At 52.7% G+C, this 14,990-nt stretch carries 17 protein-coding genes; 16 read left to right on the top strand and 1 reads right to left on the bottom strand.

Annotated features, from left to right (window positions below):
- The first annotated feature begins 327 nt into the window (after positions 1 to 327).
- Positions 328 to 1,275, top strand: coding sequence for a 23S rRNA pseudouridine(955/2504/2580) synthase RluC (gene rluC, locus AC0XWG_RS21520; protein ID WP_028019053.1), 948 nt, complete (start codon positions 328 to 330; stop codon positions 1,273 to 1,275).
- A 51-nt stretch (positions 1,276 to 1,326) separates the two neighbouring features.
- On the opposite strand, the gene AC0XWG_RS21515 is transcribed toward rluC, so the two are convergent.
- Positions 1,327 to 1,911 carry a Maf family protein gene (locus AC0XWG_RS21515; RefSeq protein WP_028019052.1) on the bottom strand — a complete coding sequence of 195 codons (585 nt, stop codon included), beginning with the start codon at positions 1,909 to 1,911 and terminating at the stop codon, positions 1,327 to 1,329.
- 140 nt (positions 1,912 to 2,051) lie between these two features.
- On the opposite strand from AC0XWG_RS21515, the gene yceD reads away from it, so the two are divergent.
- The 15 genes from yceD (at position 2,052) to hinT (ending at position 14,990) form a co-directional block, all read left to right on the top strand.
- On the top strand, positions 2,052 to 2,573 hold the full coding sequence (yceD, locus tag AC0XWG_RS21510; protein WP_014883375.1) for a 23S rRNA accumulation protein YceD: 522 nt from the start codon (positions 2,052 to 2,054) through the stop codon (positions 2,571 to 2,573).
- Between the two features lie 16 nt (positions 2,574 to 2,589).
- Positions 2,590 to 2,763, top strand: coding sequence for a 50S ribosomal protein L32 (rpmF, locus tag AC0XWG_RS21505; RefSeq protein ID WP_003857964.1), 174 nt, complete (start codon positions 2,590 to 2,592; stop codon positions 2,761 to 2,763).
- A gap of 80 nt (positions 2,764 to 2,843) precedes the next feature.
- Complete coding sequence (plsX, locus tag AC0XWG_RS21500; protein WP_475681040.1) at positions 2,844 to 3,878, top strand: phosphate acyltransferase PlsX; 1,035 nt, start codon at positions 2,844 to 2,846, stop codon at positions 3,876 to 3,878.
- Between the two features lie 6 nt (positions 3,879 to 3,884).
- Positions 3,885 to 4,838 carry a beta-ketoacyl-ACP synthase III gene (locus tag AC0XWG_RS21495; protein WP_028019050.1) on the top strand — a complete coding sequence of 318 codons (954 nt, stop codon included), beginning with the start codon at positions 3,885 to 3,887 and terminating at the stop codon, positions 4,836 to 4,838.
- A gap of 15 nt (positions 4,839 to 4,853) precedes the next feature.
- Complete coding sequence (gene fabD, locus AC0XWG_RS21490; protein WP_028019049.1) at positions 4,854 to 5,783, top strand: ACP S-malonyltransferase; 930 nt, start codon at positions 4,854 to 4,856, stop codon at positions 5,781 to 5,783.
- A gap of 12 nt (positions 5,784 to 5,795) precedes the next feature.
- A complete protein-coding gene (fabG, locus tag AC0XWG_RS21485; protein WP_028019048.1) occupies positions 5,796 to 6,530 on the top strand; it encodes a 3-oxoacyl-ACP reductase FabG in 735 nt (244 codons plus the stop codon).
- A 154-nt stretch (positions 6,531 to 6,684) separates the two neighbouring features.
- Positions 6,685 to 6,921, top strand: a complete 237-nt coding sequence (gene acpP / locus AC0XWG_RS21480) for an acyl carrier protein (RefSeq protein WP_003857954.1) — start codon at positions 6,685 to 6,687, stop codon at positions 6,919 to 6,921.
- An 89-nt stretch (positions 6,922 to 7,010) separates the two neighbouring features.
- A complete protein-coding gene (gene fabF, locus AC0XWG_RS21475; RefSeq protein ID WP_008500794.1) occupies positions 7,011 to 8,252 on the top strand; it encodes a beta-ketoacyl-ACP synthase II in 1,242 nt (413 codons plus the stop codon).
- A gap of 119 nt (positions 8,253 to 8,371) precedes the next feature.
- On the top strand, positions 8,372 to 9,187 hold the full coding sequence (gene pabC / locus AC0XWG_RS21470) for an aminodeoxychorismate lyase (RefSeq protein ID WP_128348407.1): 816 nt from the start codon (positions 8,372 to 8,374) through the stop codon (positions 9,185 to 9,187).
- A complete protein-coding gene (gene yceG / locus AC0XWG_RS21465) occupies positions 9,184 to 10,206 on the top strand; it encodes a cell division protein YceG (protein ID WP_208594631.1) in 1,023 nt (340 codons plus the stop codon). The genes pabC and yceG overlap by 4 nt, the downstream gene beginning before the upstream one ends.
- A complete protein-coding gene (gene tmk / locus AC0XWG_RS21460; RefSeq protein WP_049007885.1) occupies positions 10,196 to 10,837 on the top strand; it encodes a dTMP kinase in 642 nt (213 codons plus the stop codon). Before yceG ends, tmk begins: the two co-directional genes overlap by 11 nt.
- Entirely contained in the window at positions 10,834 to 11,838 is a 1,005-nt protein-coding gene (gene holB, locus AC0XWG_RS21455) for a DNA polymerase III subunit delta' (protein WP_128348409.1), read from the top strand. The genes tmk and holB overlap by 4 nt, the downstream gene beginning before the upstream one ends.
- Positions 11,839 to 11,848: 10 nt before the next feature.
- Positions 11,849 to 12,643: a metal-dependent hydrolase gene (locus AC0XWG_RS21450; RefSeq protein ID WP_028019043.1), complete on the top strand. Its 795-nt coding sequence runs from the start codon at positions 11,849 to 11,851 to the stop codon at positions 12,641 to 12,643.
- 297 nt (positions 12,644 to 12,940) lie between these two features.
- The gene (gene ptsG, locus AC0XWG_RS21445; protein ID WP_108090213.1) at positions 12,941 to 14,374 is read left to right on the top strand and encodes a PTS glucose transporter subunit IIBC; all 1,434 of its coding nucleotides are present in this window, start codon (positions 12,941 to 12,943) and stop codon (positions 14,372 to 14,374) included.
- A gap of 256 nt (positions 14,375 to 14,630) precedes the next feature.
- Positions 14,631 to 14,990, top strand: coding sequence for a purine nucleoside phosphoramidase (gene hinT, locus AC0XWG_RS21440; protein WP_028019040.1), 360 nt, complete (start codon positions 14,631 to 14,633; stop codon positions 14,988 to 14,990).

The following is a 14,990-nucleotide window of genomic DNA, read 5'->3' as shown; positions in this document are numbered from 1 at the left end:
CGCTAACTGCCTGAAAGATCAATACGTCTTACGCCATTGCTGCGTGGATGATCGGTCAGACAAAATTGGTCATTCCGTCAACATCCTTACAAAACCTGGATTAAACACGGAAAACGGATTCATTATTCCACTGCTCGCCGGGTTATAGCAAGATGACTTTTACCAATTATCACCCGGTTACTCACAGTTTCTTCACTTCTGAATGGTGATTGGTTTAATAACCACCAAATCGGTTGCGTGAAACGGGGGGACAGGCCGGATAAAAGTAAATATAAGCATAGAAAAATGAGTGGCGCTAATGGCTGACGATATTTAGAATCGCCAACCATGAAAACAGAGACTCCAGCCGTAAAAATGGTTGCCATCGCCGAAGATGAAGCGGGGCAACGTATCGACAACTTTTTGCGCACTCAACTGAAAGGTGTGCCAAAGAGTATGATCTACCGTATCTTGCGTAAGGGTGAGGTGCGGGTTAATAAAAAGCGCGTGAAACCTGAGTATAAGCTCGAAGCTGGCGATGAAGTGCGTATTCCGCCAGTGCGCGTTGCAGAACGTGAAGAAGAGGTCGTTTCACCTAAGCTACAAAAAGTCGCGGCCCTGAGCGATGTGATCCTTTATGAGGATGACTACATTCTGGTGCTAAATAAACCGTCAGGTACTGCTGTTCATGGTGGTAGCGGTCTGAGCTTCGGCGTGATTGAAGGGCTGCGAGCCCTGCGTCCGGAGGCGCGTTTCCTCGAACTGGTGCATCGCCTTGACCGTGACACGTCCGGCGTACTGCTGGTGGCGAAAAAACGCTCTGCACTGCGTTCTTTACATGAGCAATTGCGTGAAAAAGGGATGCAGAAAGATTATCTGGCGCTGGTTCGCGGTCAGTGGCAGTCCCATGTGAAAGTGGTGCAGGCGCCATTGCTGAAAAACATTCTGCAAAGCGGCGAGCGTATTGTCCGCGTGAGCCAGGAAGGGAAACCGTCAGAGACGCGTTTCAAAGTTGAAGAGCGCTACGAGTTTGCCACACTGGTGCGCTGCAGTCCGGTGACCGGTCGTACCCACCAGATCCGCGTGCATACCCAGTTTGCAGGCCATCCTATCGCGTTTGATGATCGCTATGGCGATCGGGAGTTCGATAAGCAGCTGGCGGGCACGGGGCTGTCTCGTCTGTTCCTGCATGCGGCAGCGCTGAAGTTTACTCATCCAAATACGGGCGAAACCATCCGTATTGAAGCACCGCTGGATGACCAGTTAAAGCGCTGTCTGAAGGTTCTGCGCGGCTGATTTTGCCTGGTGCCCTCTCTCTGTGGGGGGCACCAGGACGCAATGGTTTTATCACGACGTCAGCGGATTACACGCTTCTCGCCTTAACATCTGACACAAGGCAATCAGCGGTAACCCAACCAGCGTGTTCGGGTCTCGACCTTCGAGTTTGTCGAACAGCGCAATCCCCAATCCTTCACTTTTAAAGCTCCCCGCACAGTTCAACGGTCGCTCACGACGCACATAATCCACAATCTCTTGCTCGCTGAGATGGCGGAAGTGCACATCGAAAGGCTCGCACTCCGTTTGCAGATGGCCAGAGGCCGAGTTGTACAGCGCCAGGCCCGTATAAAAGGTGACGATATTACCGCGTGCGCTCATCAGCTGCTGAATGGCATTCTCTTCGGTGTGAGGTTTCCCGGTGATAACGCCGTCAAGCACGCAAACCTGATCGGAGCCTATAATCAAATGCGAAGGATAATGTGCGGCGAGCGATTGTGCTTTCTCCTTAGCAAGACGCGTCACCAAATGACGCGGTGATTCGCCAGGCTGTGGCGTCTCATCAACGTCTGGTGCAGCACATTCAAACGGGATCCCGAGCTTTTCCAGCAGCATTCGGCGGTAGGGAGAAGTGGAAGCAAGTACGAGATTTGGCATATTTTTATCACCAGATATAGCGTATCGATGCCAGCCATTTTAAACTACAGGCCGCAATGTGTGCGAATAATTGGCAAAAGGCAGCCCAGGTTGCCTTTTTCTTTGACTATATGACGTTACAAAGTTAATATGCGCGCCCTATGCAAAAGGTAAAATTACCCCTGACTCTTGATCCGGTTCGTACGGCTCAAAAACGCCTCGATTACGAAGGTATCTATACTTCCGATCAGGCCGAGCGTATTGCCGAATCCGTAGTCAGTGTGGACAGTGATGTAGAATGCTCCATGTCGTTCGCTATCGATAACCAGCGTCTCGCCGTTTTAACCGGTGATGCAAAGGTAACGGTAACGCTCGAGTGTCAGCGTTGCGGGAAACCGTTTGTACAGCATGTTCACACAACGTATTGTTTCAGTCCGGTTCGTTCTGACGAACAGGCTGAAGCACTCCCGGAAGCGTATGAGCCGATTGAGGTTAACGAATTCGGTGAAATCGATCTTCTGGCTCTGGTTGAAGATGAAATCATCCTCACCTTGCCAGTGGTTCCGGTGCATGATTCTGAACACTGTGAAGTGTCCGAGGCGGACATGGTCTTTGGGGAACTGCCTGATGAAGCGCAAAAACCAAACCCATTTGCCGTATTAGCCAGCTTAAAGCGTAAGTAATTGAGGAGTAAGGTCCATGGCCGTACAACAGAATAAACCAACCCGTTCCAAACGTGGCATGCGTCGTTCCCATGACGCGCTGACTGCAGTTACCAGCCTGTCTGTAGACAAGACTTCTGGTGAGAAACACCTGCGTCACCACATCACCGCTGACGGTTTCTACCGCGGCCGCAAGGTTATCACTAAGTAATCACGCGCAAGCGTGATGAAGCTTAGTGAGGATTTCCCCGTGCAAACGGGGAATTTACCGAACCAGGCTGCGACGATACCTTGACACGTCTAACCCTGGCGTTAGATGTCATGGGGGGAGATTTTGGCCCTTCTGTGACAGTGCCTGCAGCATTGCAGGCACTGAATTCTAATTCGCAACTCACACTTCTTTTAGTCGGCAATCCCGACACAATCACGCCATTAATTGCAAAAGCTGACTTTGAACAACGTTCGCGTCTGCAGATTATTCCTGCGCAGTCAGTTATTGCCAGTGATGCCCGGCCCTCGCAGGCGATTCGCAATAGCCGTGGTAGCTCAATGCGGATGGCGCTTGAGCTGGTGAAAGAAGGGCGAGCGCAGGCTTGCGTCAGTGCGGGAAATACCGGTGCGCTGATGGGGCTGTCGAAATTGTTGCTCAAGCCTATTGAGGGTATTGAGCGCCCGGCGCTGGTGACGGTATTACCGCATCAACAGAAGGGCAAGACAGTGGTGCTCGATTTGGGCGCTAATGTCGACTGTGATAGTACAATGCTGGCTCAGTTTGCCGTGATGGGTTCGGTGCTGGCAGAAGAAGTGGTCGGGATCAACAATCCCCGTGTTGCGTTACTGAACATTGGTGAAGAAGAGACCAAAGGCCTGGACAGCATTCGCGAAGCTGCAGAATTGCTCAAACAGGTTCCTTCCATCAACTATATTGGTTATCTCGAAGCCAATGAGTTGCTGACGGGTAAAACGGATGTTCTGGTGTGCGATGGCTTCACCGGAAACGTAACGTTAAAAACCATGGAAGGGGTCGTGCGCATGTTTCTTTCTCTGCTGAAATCTCAAGGAGAAGGCAAAAAAAGCGCCTGGTGGTTGATTTTATTGAAGCGTTGGTTACAAAAAAGCCTGACGCGGCGATTCAGTCACCTCAACCCCGACCAGTATAATGGCGCCTGTCTGTTAGGATTGCGCGGCATCGTGATTAAGAGTCATGGCGCCGCCAATCAGCGAGCATTTGCTGTCGCGATTGAACAGGCAGTGCAGGCGGTGCAGCGACAAGTCCCTCAGCGGATTGCCGCTCGCCTGGAATCTGTATTAGCTAAAAGTGACTGAGCGTACATGTATACGAAGATTTTAGGTACCGGCAGCTACCTGCCAAAACAAGTGCGTACCAACGCCGATCTGGAAAAAATGGTAGATACGTCTGACGAGTGGATTGTCACGCGCACAGGTATCCGTGAACGTCGTATCGCCGCGCCAGACGAAACCGTGTCCACCATGGGTTACGAAGCCGCACAGCGTGCTATCGAAATGGCGGGCATCGATAAAGAAGAGATTGGCCTGATCGTGGTCGCCACGACGTCAGCCACGCATGCTTTCCCAAGCGCGGCGTGCCAGGTGCAAAACATGCTCGGCATTAAGGGCTGTCCGGCGTTTGACGTCGCTGCTGCGTGTGCAGGTTTCACCTATGCGCTGAGCGTTGCCGATCAGTATGTAAAATCCGGTGCCGTGAAATATGCGCTGGTCATTGGTGCTGACGTTCTGGCGCGTACCTGCGATCCAACCGATCGCGGTACGATCATTATTTTTGGTGATGGTGCGGGTGCGGTACTGCTGGGCCAGTCCGAAGAGCCGGGCATCATCTCCACGCATCTGCATGCCGATGGAAGCTACGGTGAATTGCTGACGCTGCCTAACGCCGATCGCGTTAACCCGGATAACTCCATTTACCTGACAATGGCGGGTAATGAAGTCTTCAAGGTAGCGGTGACTGAGCTTGCGCACATTGTCGACGAGACGCTGGAAGCCAATAACCTTGAACGCACCGCACTCGACTGGCTGGTGCCGCATCAGGCGAACCTGCGAATCATCAGCGCGACCGCTAAAAAGCTGGGCATGTCGATGGATAACGTTGTGGTGACGCTGGATCGTCACGGCAACACCTCTGCGGCATCGGTACCGTGCGCATTTGATGAAGCGGTACGTGATGGACGAATTAAACGGGGCCAACTGGTCTTGCTTGAAGCCTTCGGTGGTGGGTTCACCTGGGGTTCCGCGCTGGTTCGTTTCTAGGATAAGGAATAAAAAATGACGCAATTTGCTTTTGTGTTCCCGGGCCAGGGATCTCAAACCGTTGGGATGTTGTCTGAAATGGCAGCAAACTATCCGGTAATTGAAGAGACTTTCCGTGAAGCTTCAGATGCACTGGGTTATGATCTGTGGGCACTGACTCAACAGGGGCCGGCTGAAGAACTGAACAAAACCTGGCAGACTCAGCCAGCGCTGCTGACTGCATCCGTTGCGCTGTGGCGTGTCTGGCAGCAGCAGGGCGGTAAAGCGCCAGCGCTGCTCGCGGGTCACAGCCTGGGTGAATACTCTGCGCTGGTGTGTGCCGGTGTGATCGCGTTTGCTGATGCGGTACGTCTGGTGGAACTGCGCGGTAAATTCATGCAGGAAGCCGTACCAGAAGGCACGGGTGGCATGTCTGCCATCATCGGCCTTGATGATGCCGCCATTGCGAAAGCCTGTGAAGAATCAGCCGAAGGTCAGGTCGTTTCTCCGGTTAACTTCAACTCGCCGGGTCAGGTGGTTATCGCCGGTCATAAAGAAGCGGTTGAACGTGCGGGTGCTGCCTGTAAAGCCGCGGGCGCGAAGCGTGCTCTGCCACTGCCAGTGAGCGTGCCGTCACACTGTGCGCTGATGAAGCCTGCTGCCGACAAACTGGCGGTTGAGCTGAAAAAAATTACGTTTAACGCACCGACAATTTCCGTTGTGAATAACGTCGATGTGAAATGCGAAACAGCGCCGGACGCTATCCGTGACGCGTTGATTCGCCAGCTCTACAGCCCGGTACAGTGGACCAAAACCGTTGAGTTTATGGCGTCACAGGGCGTTGAGCATCTGTATGAAGTCGGTCCAGGTAAAGTCCTCACCGGTCTGACAAAACGTATTGTTGACACCCTGACAGCTTCGGCGATTAACGAGCCAGAAGCGATGTCAGCGGCACTCTCGCAATAAAAGAGGAATACCATGAGTTTTGAAGGAAAAATCGCCCTGGTGACGGGTGCAAGCCGCGGTATCGGGCGTGCAATTGCTGAAACACTGGTTGCGCGCGGCGCGAAAGTGATTGGTACAGCAACCAGCGAGAATGGCGCTCAGGCCATCAGCGAATATCTGGGTGCAAACGGTAAAGGTCTGGTACTGAATGTGACTGAACCTGCATCCATCGAATCTGTTCTGGAAAATATTCGCGCAGAGTTCGGCGAAGTGGATATTCTGGTAAACAATGCCGGGATCACTCGTGATAACCTGTTAATGCGAATGAAAGACGACGAGTGGAACGATATTATCGAAACCAACCTGTCATCTGTATTCCGTCTGTCAAAAGCGGTAATGCGCGCTATGATGAAAAAGCGTCATGGTCGTATTATCACTGTCGGTTCTGTGGTTGGTACCATGGGAAATGCTGGTCAGGCTAACTACGCTGCGGCGAAAGCAGGTCTGATTGGTTTCAGTAAGTCGCTGGCGCGTGAAGTCGCGTCTCGCGGTATTACTGTGAACGTTGTTGCTCCGGGCTTTATTGAAACGGACATGACGCGTGCGCTGACTGAAGAACAGCGTGCGGGTACACTGGCAGCAGTTCCTGCAGGTCGCTTAGGTGACCCTAAAGAAATTGCCAGTGCGGTTGCATTTTTAGCCTCTGACGAAGCGGGTTACATCACTGGTGAGACCCTCCACGTCAACGGCGGGATGTACATGGTTTAATCACGATGAAAAATATTTGCGTTATTGTAGGGATTGGCCTCAAAATAACGTAAAATCGTGGTAAGAACTGCCGGGATTTAGTTGCAAATTTTTCAACATTTTATACACTACGAAAACCATCGCGAAAGCGAGTTTTGATAGGAAATTTAAGAGTATGAGCACTATCGAAGAACGCGTTAAGAAAATTATCGGCGAACAGCTGGGCGTTAAGCAGGAAGAAGTTGTGAACTCCGCTTCCTTCGTTGAAGACCTGGGCGCAGATTCTCTTGACACCGTTGAGCTGGTAATGGCTCTGGAAGAAGAGTTTGATACTGAGATTCCGGACGAAGAAGCTGAGAAAATCACCACCGTTCAGGCTGCCATTGATTACATCAACGGTCACCAGGCGTAAGTGAACATCTCCAGGCGGTCATTCGACCGCCTGAGTTTTATCTTTTTTGTCCCACGAATCCCTTTTTTATCCCTCCCTGGAGGACAAACGTGTCTAAGCGTCGTGTAGTTGTGACCGGACTTGGCATGTTGTCTCCTGTCGGCAATACCGTAGAGTCCACCTGGAAAGCTCTCCTTGCCGGTCAGAGCGGCATCAGCCTAATCGACCATTTCGATACTAGCGCCTATGCAACGAAATTTGCTGGCTTAGTAAAGGATTTTAACTGTGAAGAGATCATCTCGCGTAAAGAACAGCGCAAGATGGATGCCTTCATTCAATATGGAATTGTCGCTGGCGTTCAGGCCATGCAGGATTCTGGTCTTGAAATTACGGAAGAGAACGCAACCCGTATCGGTGCCGCTATTGGCTCAGGAATTGGCGGTCTTGGCCTGATTGAGGAAAACCATACATCTCTGATGAATGGTGGCCCGCGTAAGATCAGCCCGTTCTTTGTTCCGTCCACGATTGTTAACATGGTGGCGGGTCATCTGACCATCATGTTTGGCCTGCGTGGGCCAAGCATTTCTATCGCGACCGCATGTACGTCCGGCGTGCATAACATCGGCCAGGCCGCGCGTATCATTGCGTACGGCGATGCAGATGCTATGGTTGCGGGTGGTGCTGAAAAAGCCAGTACCCCGCTGGGTGTTGGTGGTTTCGGTGCCGCGCGTGCGCTGTCTACCCGCAACGATAATCCTCAGGCGGCAAGCCGTCCGTGGGATAAAGACCGTGATGGTTTCGTACTGGGTGATGGTGCGGGTATGCTCGTGCTGGAAGAGTACGAACATGCTAAAAAACGCGGCGCGAAAATTTATGCTGAAGTCGTTGGCTTTGGTATGAGTAGCGATGCTTACCACATGACGTCGCCTCCAGAGAACGGCGCAGGTGCTGCGCTGGCTATGGAGAACGCGATTCGTGACGCGGGTATTACCCCGGCACAAATTGGCTACGTAAACGCGCACGGTACTTCTACGCCAGCAGGCGATAAAGCGGAAGCTCAGGCTGTTAAGTCTATCTTCGGCGAGTCTGCCAGCCGCGTACTGGTGAGCTCCACGAAATCCATGACCGGCCACCTGTTGGGCGCGGCGGGTGCAGTAGAGTCTATCTACTCCATTCTTGCCCTGCGCGATCAGGCTGTTCCGCCAACCATCAACCTGGATAACCCGGATGAAGGTTGCGATCTGGACTTCGTTCCTCACGAAGCGCGCCAGGTCAGTGGCATGGAGTACACCCTGTGTAACTCCTTCGGCTTTGGTGGTACGAATGGTTCCCTGATTTTTAAAAAGGTCTGAGCCTGACTGCCTGATGGCGATAAAAAGGTCCGCTTGTCGGACCTTTTTTATTCGGTTTTATCCCCTTGTCCGATGTTATTCACCTTGCCAGACTGTACGACCACGCATAAGGAGCCAGTATGTTTCTAATCAATGGTCTTGAGCAGGACACGCTGCCTGCAAGCGACAGGGCGACTCAGTTTGGTGACGGCTGCTTCACCACGGCGCGTATTCGTCATGGCGATGTCTGTTTACTTGCAGAGCATATCCGACGATTGCAGGGTGCCTGTGAAAAACTGCTGCTCCCTTTCACGGACTGGGACACCCTTGCCGGCGAGATGGCTCAACGGGCAAAAGGGCATTCCAGCGGCGTGCTGAAAGTGATCATCAGCCGTGGTAGTGGTGGCCGGGGTTACAGTGGCGCGAGCTGCCAGCATCCGGTGCGGATCCTCTCCGTTTCTGCATATCCTTCACATTATGAACGTTGGCGTCATGACGGTATCACGCTTGAATTAAGCCCGGTACGCCTTGGGCGAAACCCTGCGCTTGCCGGAATAAAACACCTTAACCGTCTTGAGCAGGTCTTGATTCGTGCTCATCTTGACCAGTCAGACGCAGACGAGGCCCTGGTCCTTGACAGCGAAGGGTTCATTACTGAATGCTGTGCGGCTAATTTATTCTGGCGGCAGGGCAGCGATGTCTTTACGCCGAAGCTTGATCAGGCTGGCGTAAATGGCATTATGCGCCAGTTTTGTCTACAGCAACTGGCACACTCTGGTTTTCGCGTTGTCGAAGTTAACGCAGCTGAGAATGCGCTGATAACAGCAGAAGAGGTCGTTGTCTGTAATGCGTTAATGCCAGTTGTACCTGTTCGCGCCTGCGGCCAACATCGCTGGTCATCGCGCGAGCTGTATCATTTTTTAGCCCCGTTATGTGAGCAAACCAGAACGTCATGAAGAAAATGTTGCGCTTTATCCTGCTCCTGGTTGTTGTGCTGGCTATTGCTGGCGGAGTCGGAGTGTGGAAGGTTCGTCAGCTGGCGGACAGCAAGCTTCTGATCAAAGAAGAGACAATATTTACCCTTAAAGCAGGAACCGGACGGCTGGCGCTGGGTGAACAGCTTTACAGCGATAAAATCATTAACCGTCCGCGTGTCTTCCAGTGGCTATTGCGTATCGAACCTGAGCTGTCGCATTTCAAAGCCGGTACCTATCGTTTCACACCTGGCATGACCGTCAGAGACATGCTGCAACTGCTGGAAAGCGGTAAAGAGGCTCAATTCCCGCTGCGTTTTGTGGAAGGGATGCGTCTGAGCGATTATCTCAAACAGCTGCGTGACGCGCCGTATATCAAACATACGTTAAAAGACGATAGCTATCAGACGGTGGCTGACGCGCTGAAGTTTGAACACCCGGAATGGGTGGAAGGCTGGTTCTGGCCAGACACCTGGATGTACACGGCAGGCACCACCGATGTGGCGATTTTGAAGCGGGCACATAAAAAAATGGTCACCGCAGTGGATTCCGCCTGGGAAGGGCGAATGGAAGGGCTGCCATATAAAGATCAAAACCAGTTTGTCACGATGGCCTCAATCATAGAGAAAGAGACGGCCGTCGCGGCCGAGCGCGATCGGGTTGCATCGGTGTTTATCAACCGTCTGCGCATCGGTATGCGTCTGCAAACCGACCCTACTGTCATCTACGGCATGGGAGAGAGTTATGCGGGTAAGATCTCGAGAAAAGATCTTGAGACGCCAACGGCGTATAATACCTACGTGATTAGCGGGTTACCGCCAGGCCCGATTGCCACACCAAGTGAAGCTTCTCTGCGTGCGGCCGCACATCCGGCTAAAACACCGTATCTCTATTTTGTGGCTGATGGAAAAGGGGGACATACCTTTAACACCAACCTTGCCAGCCATAATCGCTCTGTTCAGGACTATCTGAAGGCACTTAAGGAAAAAAATGCGCAGTAAATACATTGTCATTGAGGGACTCGAAGGGGCGGGTAAAACCACCGCTCGCAACGTGGTGGTTGATACACTCAACGCGCTCGGCGTTGCGGATATGGTCTTTACCCGCGAGCCGGGCGGCACACAGCTGGCTGAAAAGCTGCGCAGCCTGGTGCTGGATATTAAATCCGTCGGCGACGAAGTTATCACTGACAAAGCCGAAGTGCTGATGTTCTACGCGGCGCGCGTTCAGCTGGTTGAGACGGTGATCAAACCCGCCCTGGCCGAGGGCAAGTGGGTCATCGGCGACCGTCACGATCTGTCGACTCAGGCATATCAGGGCGGAGGACGCGGTATCGACCAGACGATGCTGGCCACGCTGCGTAATGCCGTGCTCGGTGATTTTCGTCCCGATTTGACGCTCTATCTGGATGTGACCCCGGAAGTGGGTCTGAAACGTGCCCGAGCGCGCGGTGAACTGGACCGTATTGAGCAGGAATCTCTCGACTTCTTTAACCGCACTCGTGCGCGTTATCTGGAGCTGGCAGCGCAGGATAGTTCTATTCGCACTATTGATGCGACCCAATCTCTGGAAGAGGTTACCCGCTCTATTCAGCAAACCGTGACGCAGTGGCTTCGGGAGCAGCAGGCATGAAATGGTATCCATGGTTGCGCCCACACTTTGAACAGCTGATCGGCAGCTATCAGGCGGGTCGGGGGCATCATGCATTACTGATTCAGGCGTTGCCAGGGATGGGGGATGATGCGTTGATTTATGCCATCACCCGTTTTCTGATGTGCCAGCAACCGGAAGGGCACAAGAGCTGTGGTAAATGCCGTGGCTGTCAGCTGATGCAGGCGGGCACGCATCCTGACTACTACACGCTTGAGCCTGAGAAGGGCAAAAACACGCTGGGTATTGATGCCGTGCGTGAAGTCAGTGAAAAATTGTACGAACACGCGCGACTGGGCGGCGCAAAAGTGGTCTGGCTTAAAGACGCCACACTGCTTACTGAGGCGGCAGCGAACGCACTCTTGAAAACCCTGGAAGAGCCGCCGGAAAAAACGTGGTTCTTCCTCTCTTGCCGTGACCCGGGACGATTACTGGCGACGCTGCGCAGTCGTTGTCGGCTTCATCACCTTGCAGTGCCTCAGGAATCGTGGGCGTTAAGCTGGCTGGAGCGAGAGGTGACAATGTCACAAAATGGTGCGCTGGCCGCATTGCGTCTTAGCAGCGGTGCGCCTGCGGCAGCTCTGGCACTGCTGCAACCTGATGTCTGGTCGCAGCGAGAGACGCTTTGTAAGGCAGTCGACGCTTCACTCAACAGCCATGACTGGCTAAGTTTACTGCCTGCACTGAATAGCGATCAGGCCGTTGAACGTCTGCACTGGCTGGCCTCCTTACTTCTGGATGCACTCAAGATCCAGCAAGGCGCAACGCTGCTGACCAACCTGGATGTGTGGCCGCTGGTGAACACACTGGCAAACCACCTCTCAGGTACGGTTCTGCACGCTATCCTTCATGAGGTTTGCCAGAGCCGTGAACAGCTTTTGACAGTCACTGGTCTTAATCGCGAGCTGTTACTGACCGACCAGTTACTGCGTATTGAACATTACCTGCAACCAGGCATCACACCGCCTGTTTCCCATCTCTGAGAGAGACATTATGTTTTTAGTCGACTCACACTGCCATCTTGATGGCCTGGATTATCAATCTCTGCATAAAAACGTGGATGACGTGCTGGCGAAAGCCGCCGCCCGCGATGTGAAATTCTGTCTTGCGGTAGCAACCACGTTGCCGGGCTACCGCTCCATGCGTGAGCTGGTGGGCGTTCGCGATAACGTGGTGTTCTCCTGCGGCGTGCATCCGTTGAATCAGGACGAGGCGTACGACGTTGAGGACTTACGTCGTCTGGCGGCGGAAGAGGGTGTTGTCGCGATGGGTGAGACAGGGCTGGACTATTTCTACACACCTGAAACTAAATCTCGCCAGCAGGAGTCCTTCCGCCATCATATCCGCATTGGCCGCGAACTTAACAAGCCGGTCATTGTTCATACCCGCGATGCGCGTGCCGATACGCTGGCGATCCTCCGGGAAGAAAACGTGACGGATTGTGGTGGCGTACTACACTGTTTCACAGAAGACAGAGAAACGGCGGGTAAACTGCTTGATTTGGGGTTTTATATTTCGTTTTCTGGGATCGTGACGTTCCGTAATGCAGAGCAGCTCCGTGATGCTGCGCGTTATGTTCCGCTCGATCGCATTCTGGTGGAAACAGACTCTCCTTATCTGGCACCGGTACCGCATCGCGGTAAAGAGAACCAGCCAGCCATGACGAGAGATGTAGCTGAGTACATGGCCGTGCTTAAAGGTGTCAGTATTGAAGAGCTGGCCCGCGTCACGACCGAAAACTTCTCTACGCTGTTCCATATCGACCCCGCCCGCCTGCAATCTGTTTGATACACCTGTTTTTTTTAGGCTCGTAATTAATAAATAAAACGAGTAAAGTTCACCGCCTCATTTGGGGCGGTGAGGGTGTTTTTAGACACATCCAGACATGCTTTTTGTAAATAACTGAAAGTTTTTCGACCGCCTTAAGCTGAAACGTGATAGCCGTCAAACAAACCCAGAGGGAATTATTTTACTCTGTGTAATAAATAAAGGGCGCTTAGATGTCCCGTCCACGGCACGGTACTCCCCCCGGGCCAATGCGTGAAAGCGTAAAAAAAGCACAAATACTCAGGAGCACTCTCAATTATGTTTAAGAATGCATTTGCTAACCTGCAAAAGGTCGGTAAATCGCTGATGCTGCCAGTATCCGTACTGCCTATCGCAGGTATCCTGCTGGGTGTCGGTTCTGCAAACTTCAGCTGGCTGCCAGCCGTAGTATCCCATGTGATGGCCGAAGCAGGCGGTTCTGTCTTTGCTAACATGCCTCTGATCTTCGCGATCGGTGTGGCTCTGGGCTTCACTAATAACGACGGCGTTTCTGCGCTGGCAGCAGTTGTGGCCTACGGCATCATGGTGAAAACCATGGCTGTGGTTGCACCACTGGTTCTGCACTTACCTGCAGAAGAGATCGCTGCGAAACACCTGGCTGATACCGGTGTTCTGGGCGGTATCATCTCCGGTGCGATTGCGGCCTATATGTTTAACCGCTTCTATCGCATCAAGCTGCCTGAGTATCTGGGCTTCTTCGCGGGCAAGCGTTTCGTTCCGATCATCTCTGGTCTGGCAGCGATTTTCACTGGCGTGATCTTGTCCTTCATCTGGCCACCAATTGGTTCCGCGATTCAGGCATTCTCTCAGTGGGCGGCCTACCAGAACCCAGTTGTTGCGTTCGGTATCTACGGCTTCGTTGAACGCTGCCTGGTACCATTCGGTCTGCACCACATCTGGAACGTACCTTTCCAGATGCAGATTGGTGAATACACCAACGCGGCAGGCCAGGTATTCCACGGTGATATCCCACGCTACATGGCGGGTGACCCAACTGCAGGTAAACTGTCAGGTGGCTTCCTGTTCAAAATGTACGGTCTGCCGGCTGCTGCGATTGCTATCTGGCACTCTGCTAAGCCAGAAAACCGTGCAAAAGTGGGCGGTATCATGATCTCCGCAGCGTTGACCTCGTTCCTGACCGGTATCACCGAGCCGATCGAGTTCTCCTTCATGTTCGTTGCACCGATCCTGTACGTTATCCACGCGATTCTGGCGGGTCTGGCGTTCCCAATCTGTATCCTGCTGGGTATGCGTGACGGTACGTCCTTCTCTCACGGCCTGATCGACTTCATCGTTCTGTCCGGTAACAGCAGCAAACTGTGGCTGTTCCCAATCGTTGGTGCGTGCTATGCCGTTGTTTACTACACCATCTTCCGTGTGCTGATCAAAGCACTGGACCTGAAAACTCCAGGTCGTGAAGATGCAACAGAAGACAGCAAAGCAGGTGCAACCAGCGAAATGGCTCCGGCACTGGTTGCCGCGTTCGGCGGTAAAGAGAACATCACTAACCTGGACGCGTGCATCACCCGTCTGCGTGTGAGCGTTGCCGACGTCGCGAAAGTAGACCAGCCTGGCCTGAAAAAACTGGGTGCAGCAGGTGTTGTTGTGGCTGGTTCTGGTGTTCAGGCAATCTTCGGTACTAAATCCGATAACCTGAAAACCGAAATGGATGAGTACATCCGCGGCCACTAAGTTGTGACCAGGGGAGACTAAGGCAGCCGAATGGCTGCCTTTTTTATTGGTGCGGAATATGTCTTAAAAAACGTCTCTAAGGCGCGCAAGCGGTCACTCTTCATACAGCAGATGAACATTCGGGAAAGAAATCGGGGGAGAAGGTTGAAAGGACAGGAGAAACTCGCTCATACTCTTGCGTTATGTCACACGATCGTTGAGAGAGTGTGTTAACAGCGGATGCACCACGTCAGACTAAACACAAAAGGAAAAGGTCATGGCTGAAGAAACGATTTTCAGTAAAATTATCCGTCGCGAAATTCCTTCGGATATCGTCTATCAGGATGAACTGGTGACGGCTTTCCGGGACATTTCCCCTCAGGCACCGACTCACATCCTCATCATTCCTAATATTCTGATTCCAACCGTAAACGACGTAAAAGCCGAGCACGAACTGGCGTTAGGTCGTATGCTGACGGTGGCCGCGAAAATTGCTGAACAGGAAGGGATTGCTGAAGACGGCTACCGCCTGATCATGAACTGTAATCGTCATGGCGGCCAGGAAGTTTATCATATTCACATGCATCTGCTGGGTGGACGTCCTCTGGGACCGATGCTGGCACATAAAGGTCTTTGA

Source organism: Enterobacter sp. DVT3837, from assembly GCF_056238685.1.
The sequence above is the reverse complement of the archived record's forward strand: the minus strand, read 5'-3'. Positions and strand labels throughout refer to the sequence as shown.

Coding starts and splice junctions, on each gene's coding strand:
- rluC (WP_028019053.1), top strand. CDS start 328: ATGAAAACAGAGACTCCAGCCGTAAAAATGGTTGCCATCGCCGAAGAT.
- AC0XWG_RS21515 (WP_028019052.1), bottom strand. CDS start 1,911: ATGCCAAATCTCGTACTTGCTTCCACTTCTCCCTACCGCCGAATGCTG.
- yceD (WP_014883375.1), top strand. CDS start 2,052: ATGCAAAAGGTAAAATTACCCCTGACTCTTGATCCGGTTCGTACGGCT.
- rpmF (WP_003857964.1), top strand. CDS start 2,590: ATGGCCGTACAACAGAATAAACCAACCCGTTCCAAACGTGGCATGCGT.
- AC0XWG_RS21495 (WP_028019050.1), top strand. CDS start 3,885: ATGTATACGAAGATTTTAGGTACCGGCAGCTACCTGCCAAAACAAGTG.
- fabD (WP_028019049.1), top strand. CDS start 4,854: ATGACGCAATTTGCTTTTGTGTTCCCGGGCCAGGGATCTCAAACCGTT.
- fabG (WP_028019048.1), top strand. CDS start 5,796: ATGAGTTTTGAAGGAAAAATCGCCCTGGTGACGGGTGCAAGCCGCGGT.
- acpP (WP_003857954.1), top strand. CDS start 6,685: ATGAGCACTATCGAAGAACGCGTTAAGAAAATTATCGGCGAACAGCTG.
- pabC (WP_128348407.1), top strand. CDS start 8,372: ATGTTTCTAATCAATGGTCTTGAGCAGGACACGCTGCCTGCAAGCGAC.
- yceG (WP_208594631.1), top strand. CDS start 9,184: ATGAAGAAAATGTTGCGCTTTATCCTGCTCCTGGTTGTTGTGCTGGCT.
- tmk (WP_049007885.1), top strand. CDS start 10,196: ATGCGCAGTAAATACATTGTCATTGAGGGACTCGAAGGGGCGGGTAAA.
- holB (WP_128348409.1), top strand. CDS start 10,834: ATGAAATGGTATCCATGGTTGCGCCCACACTTTGAACAGCTGATCGGC.
- AC0XWG_RS21450 (WP_028019043.1), top strand. CDS start 11,849: ATGTTTTTAGTCGACTCACACTGCCATCTTGATGGCCTGGATTATCAA.
- ptsG (WP_108090213.1), top strand. CDS start 12,941: ATGTTTAAGAATGCATTTGCTAACCTGCAAAAGGTCGGTAAATCGCTG.
- hinT (WP_028019040.1), top strand. CDS start 14,631: ATGGCTGAAGAAACGATTTTCAGTAAAATTATCCGTCGCGAAATTCCT.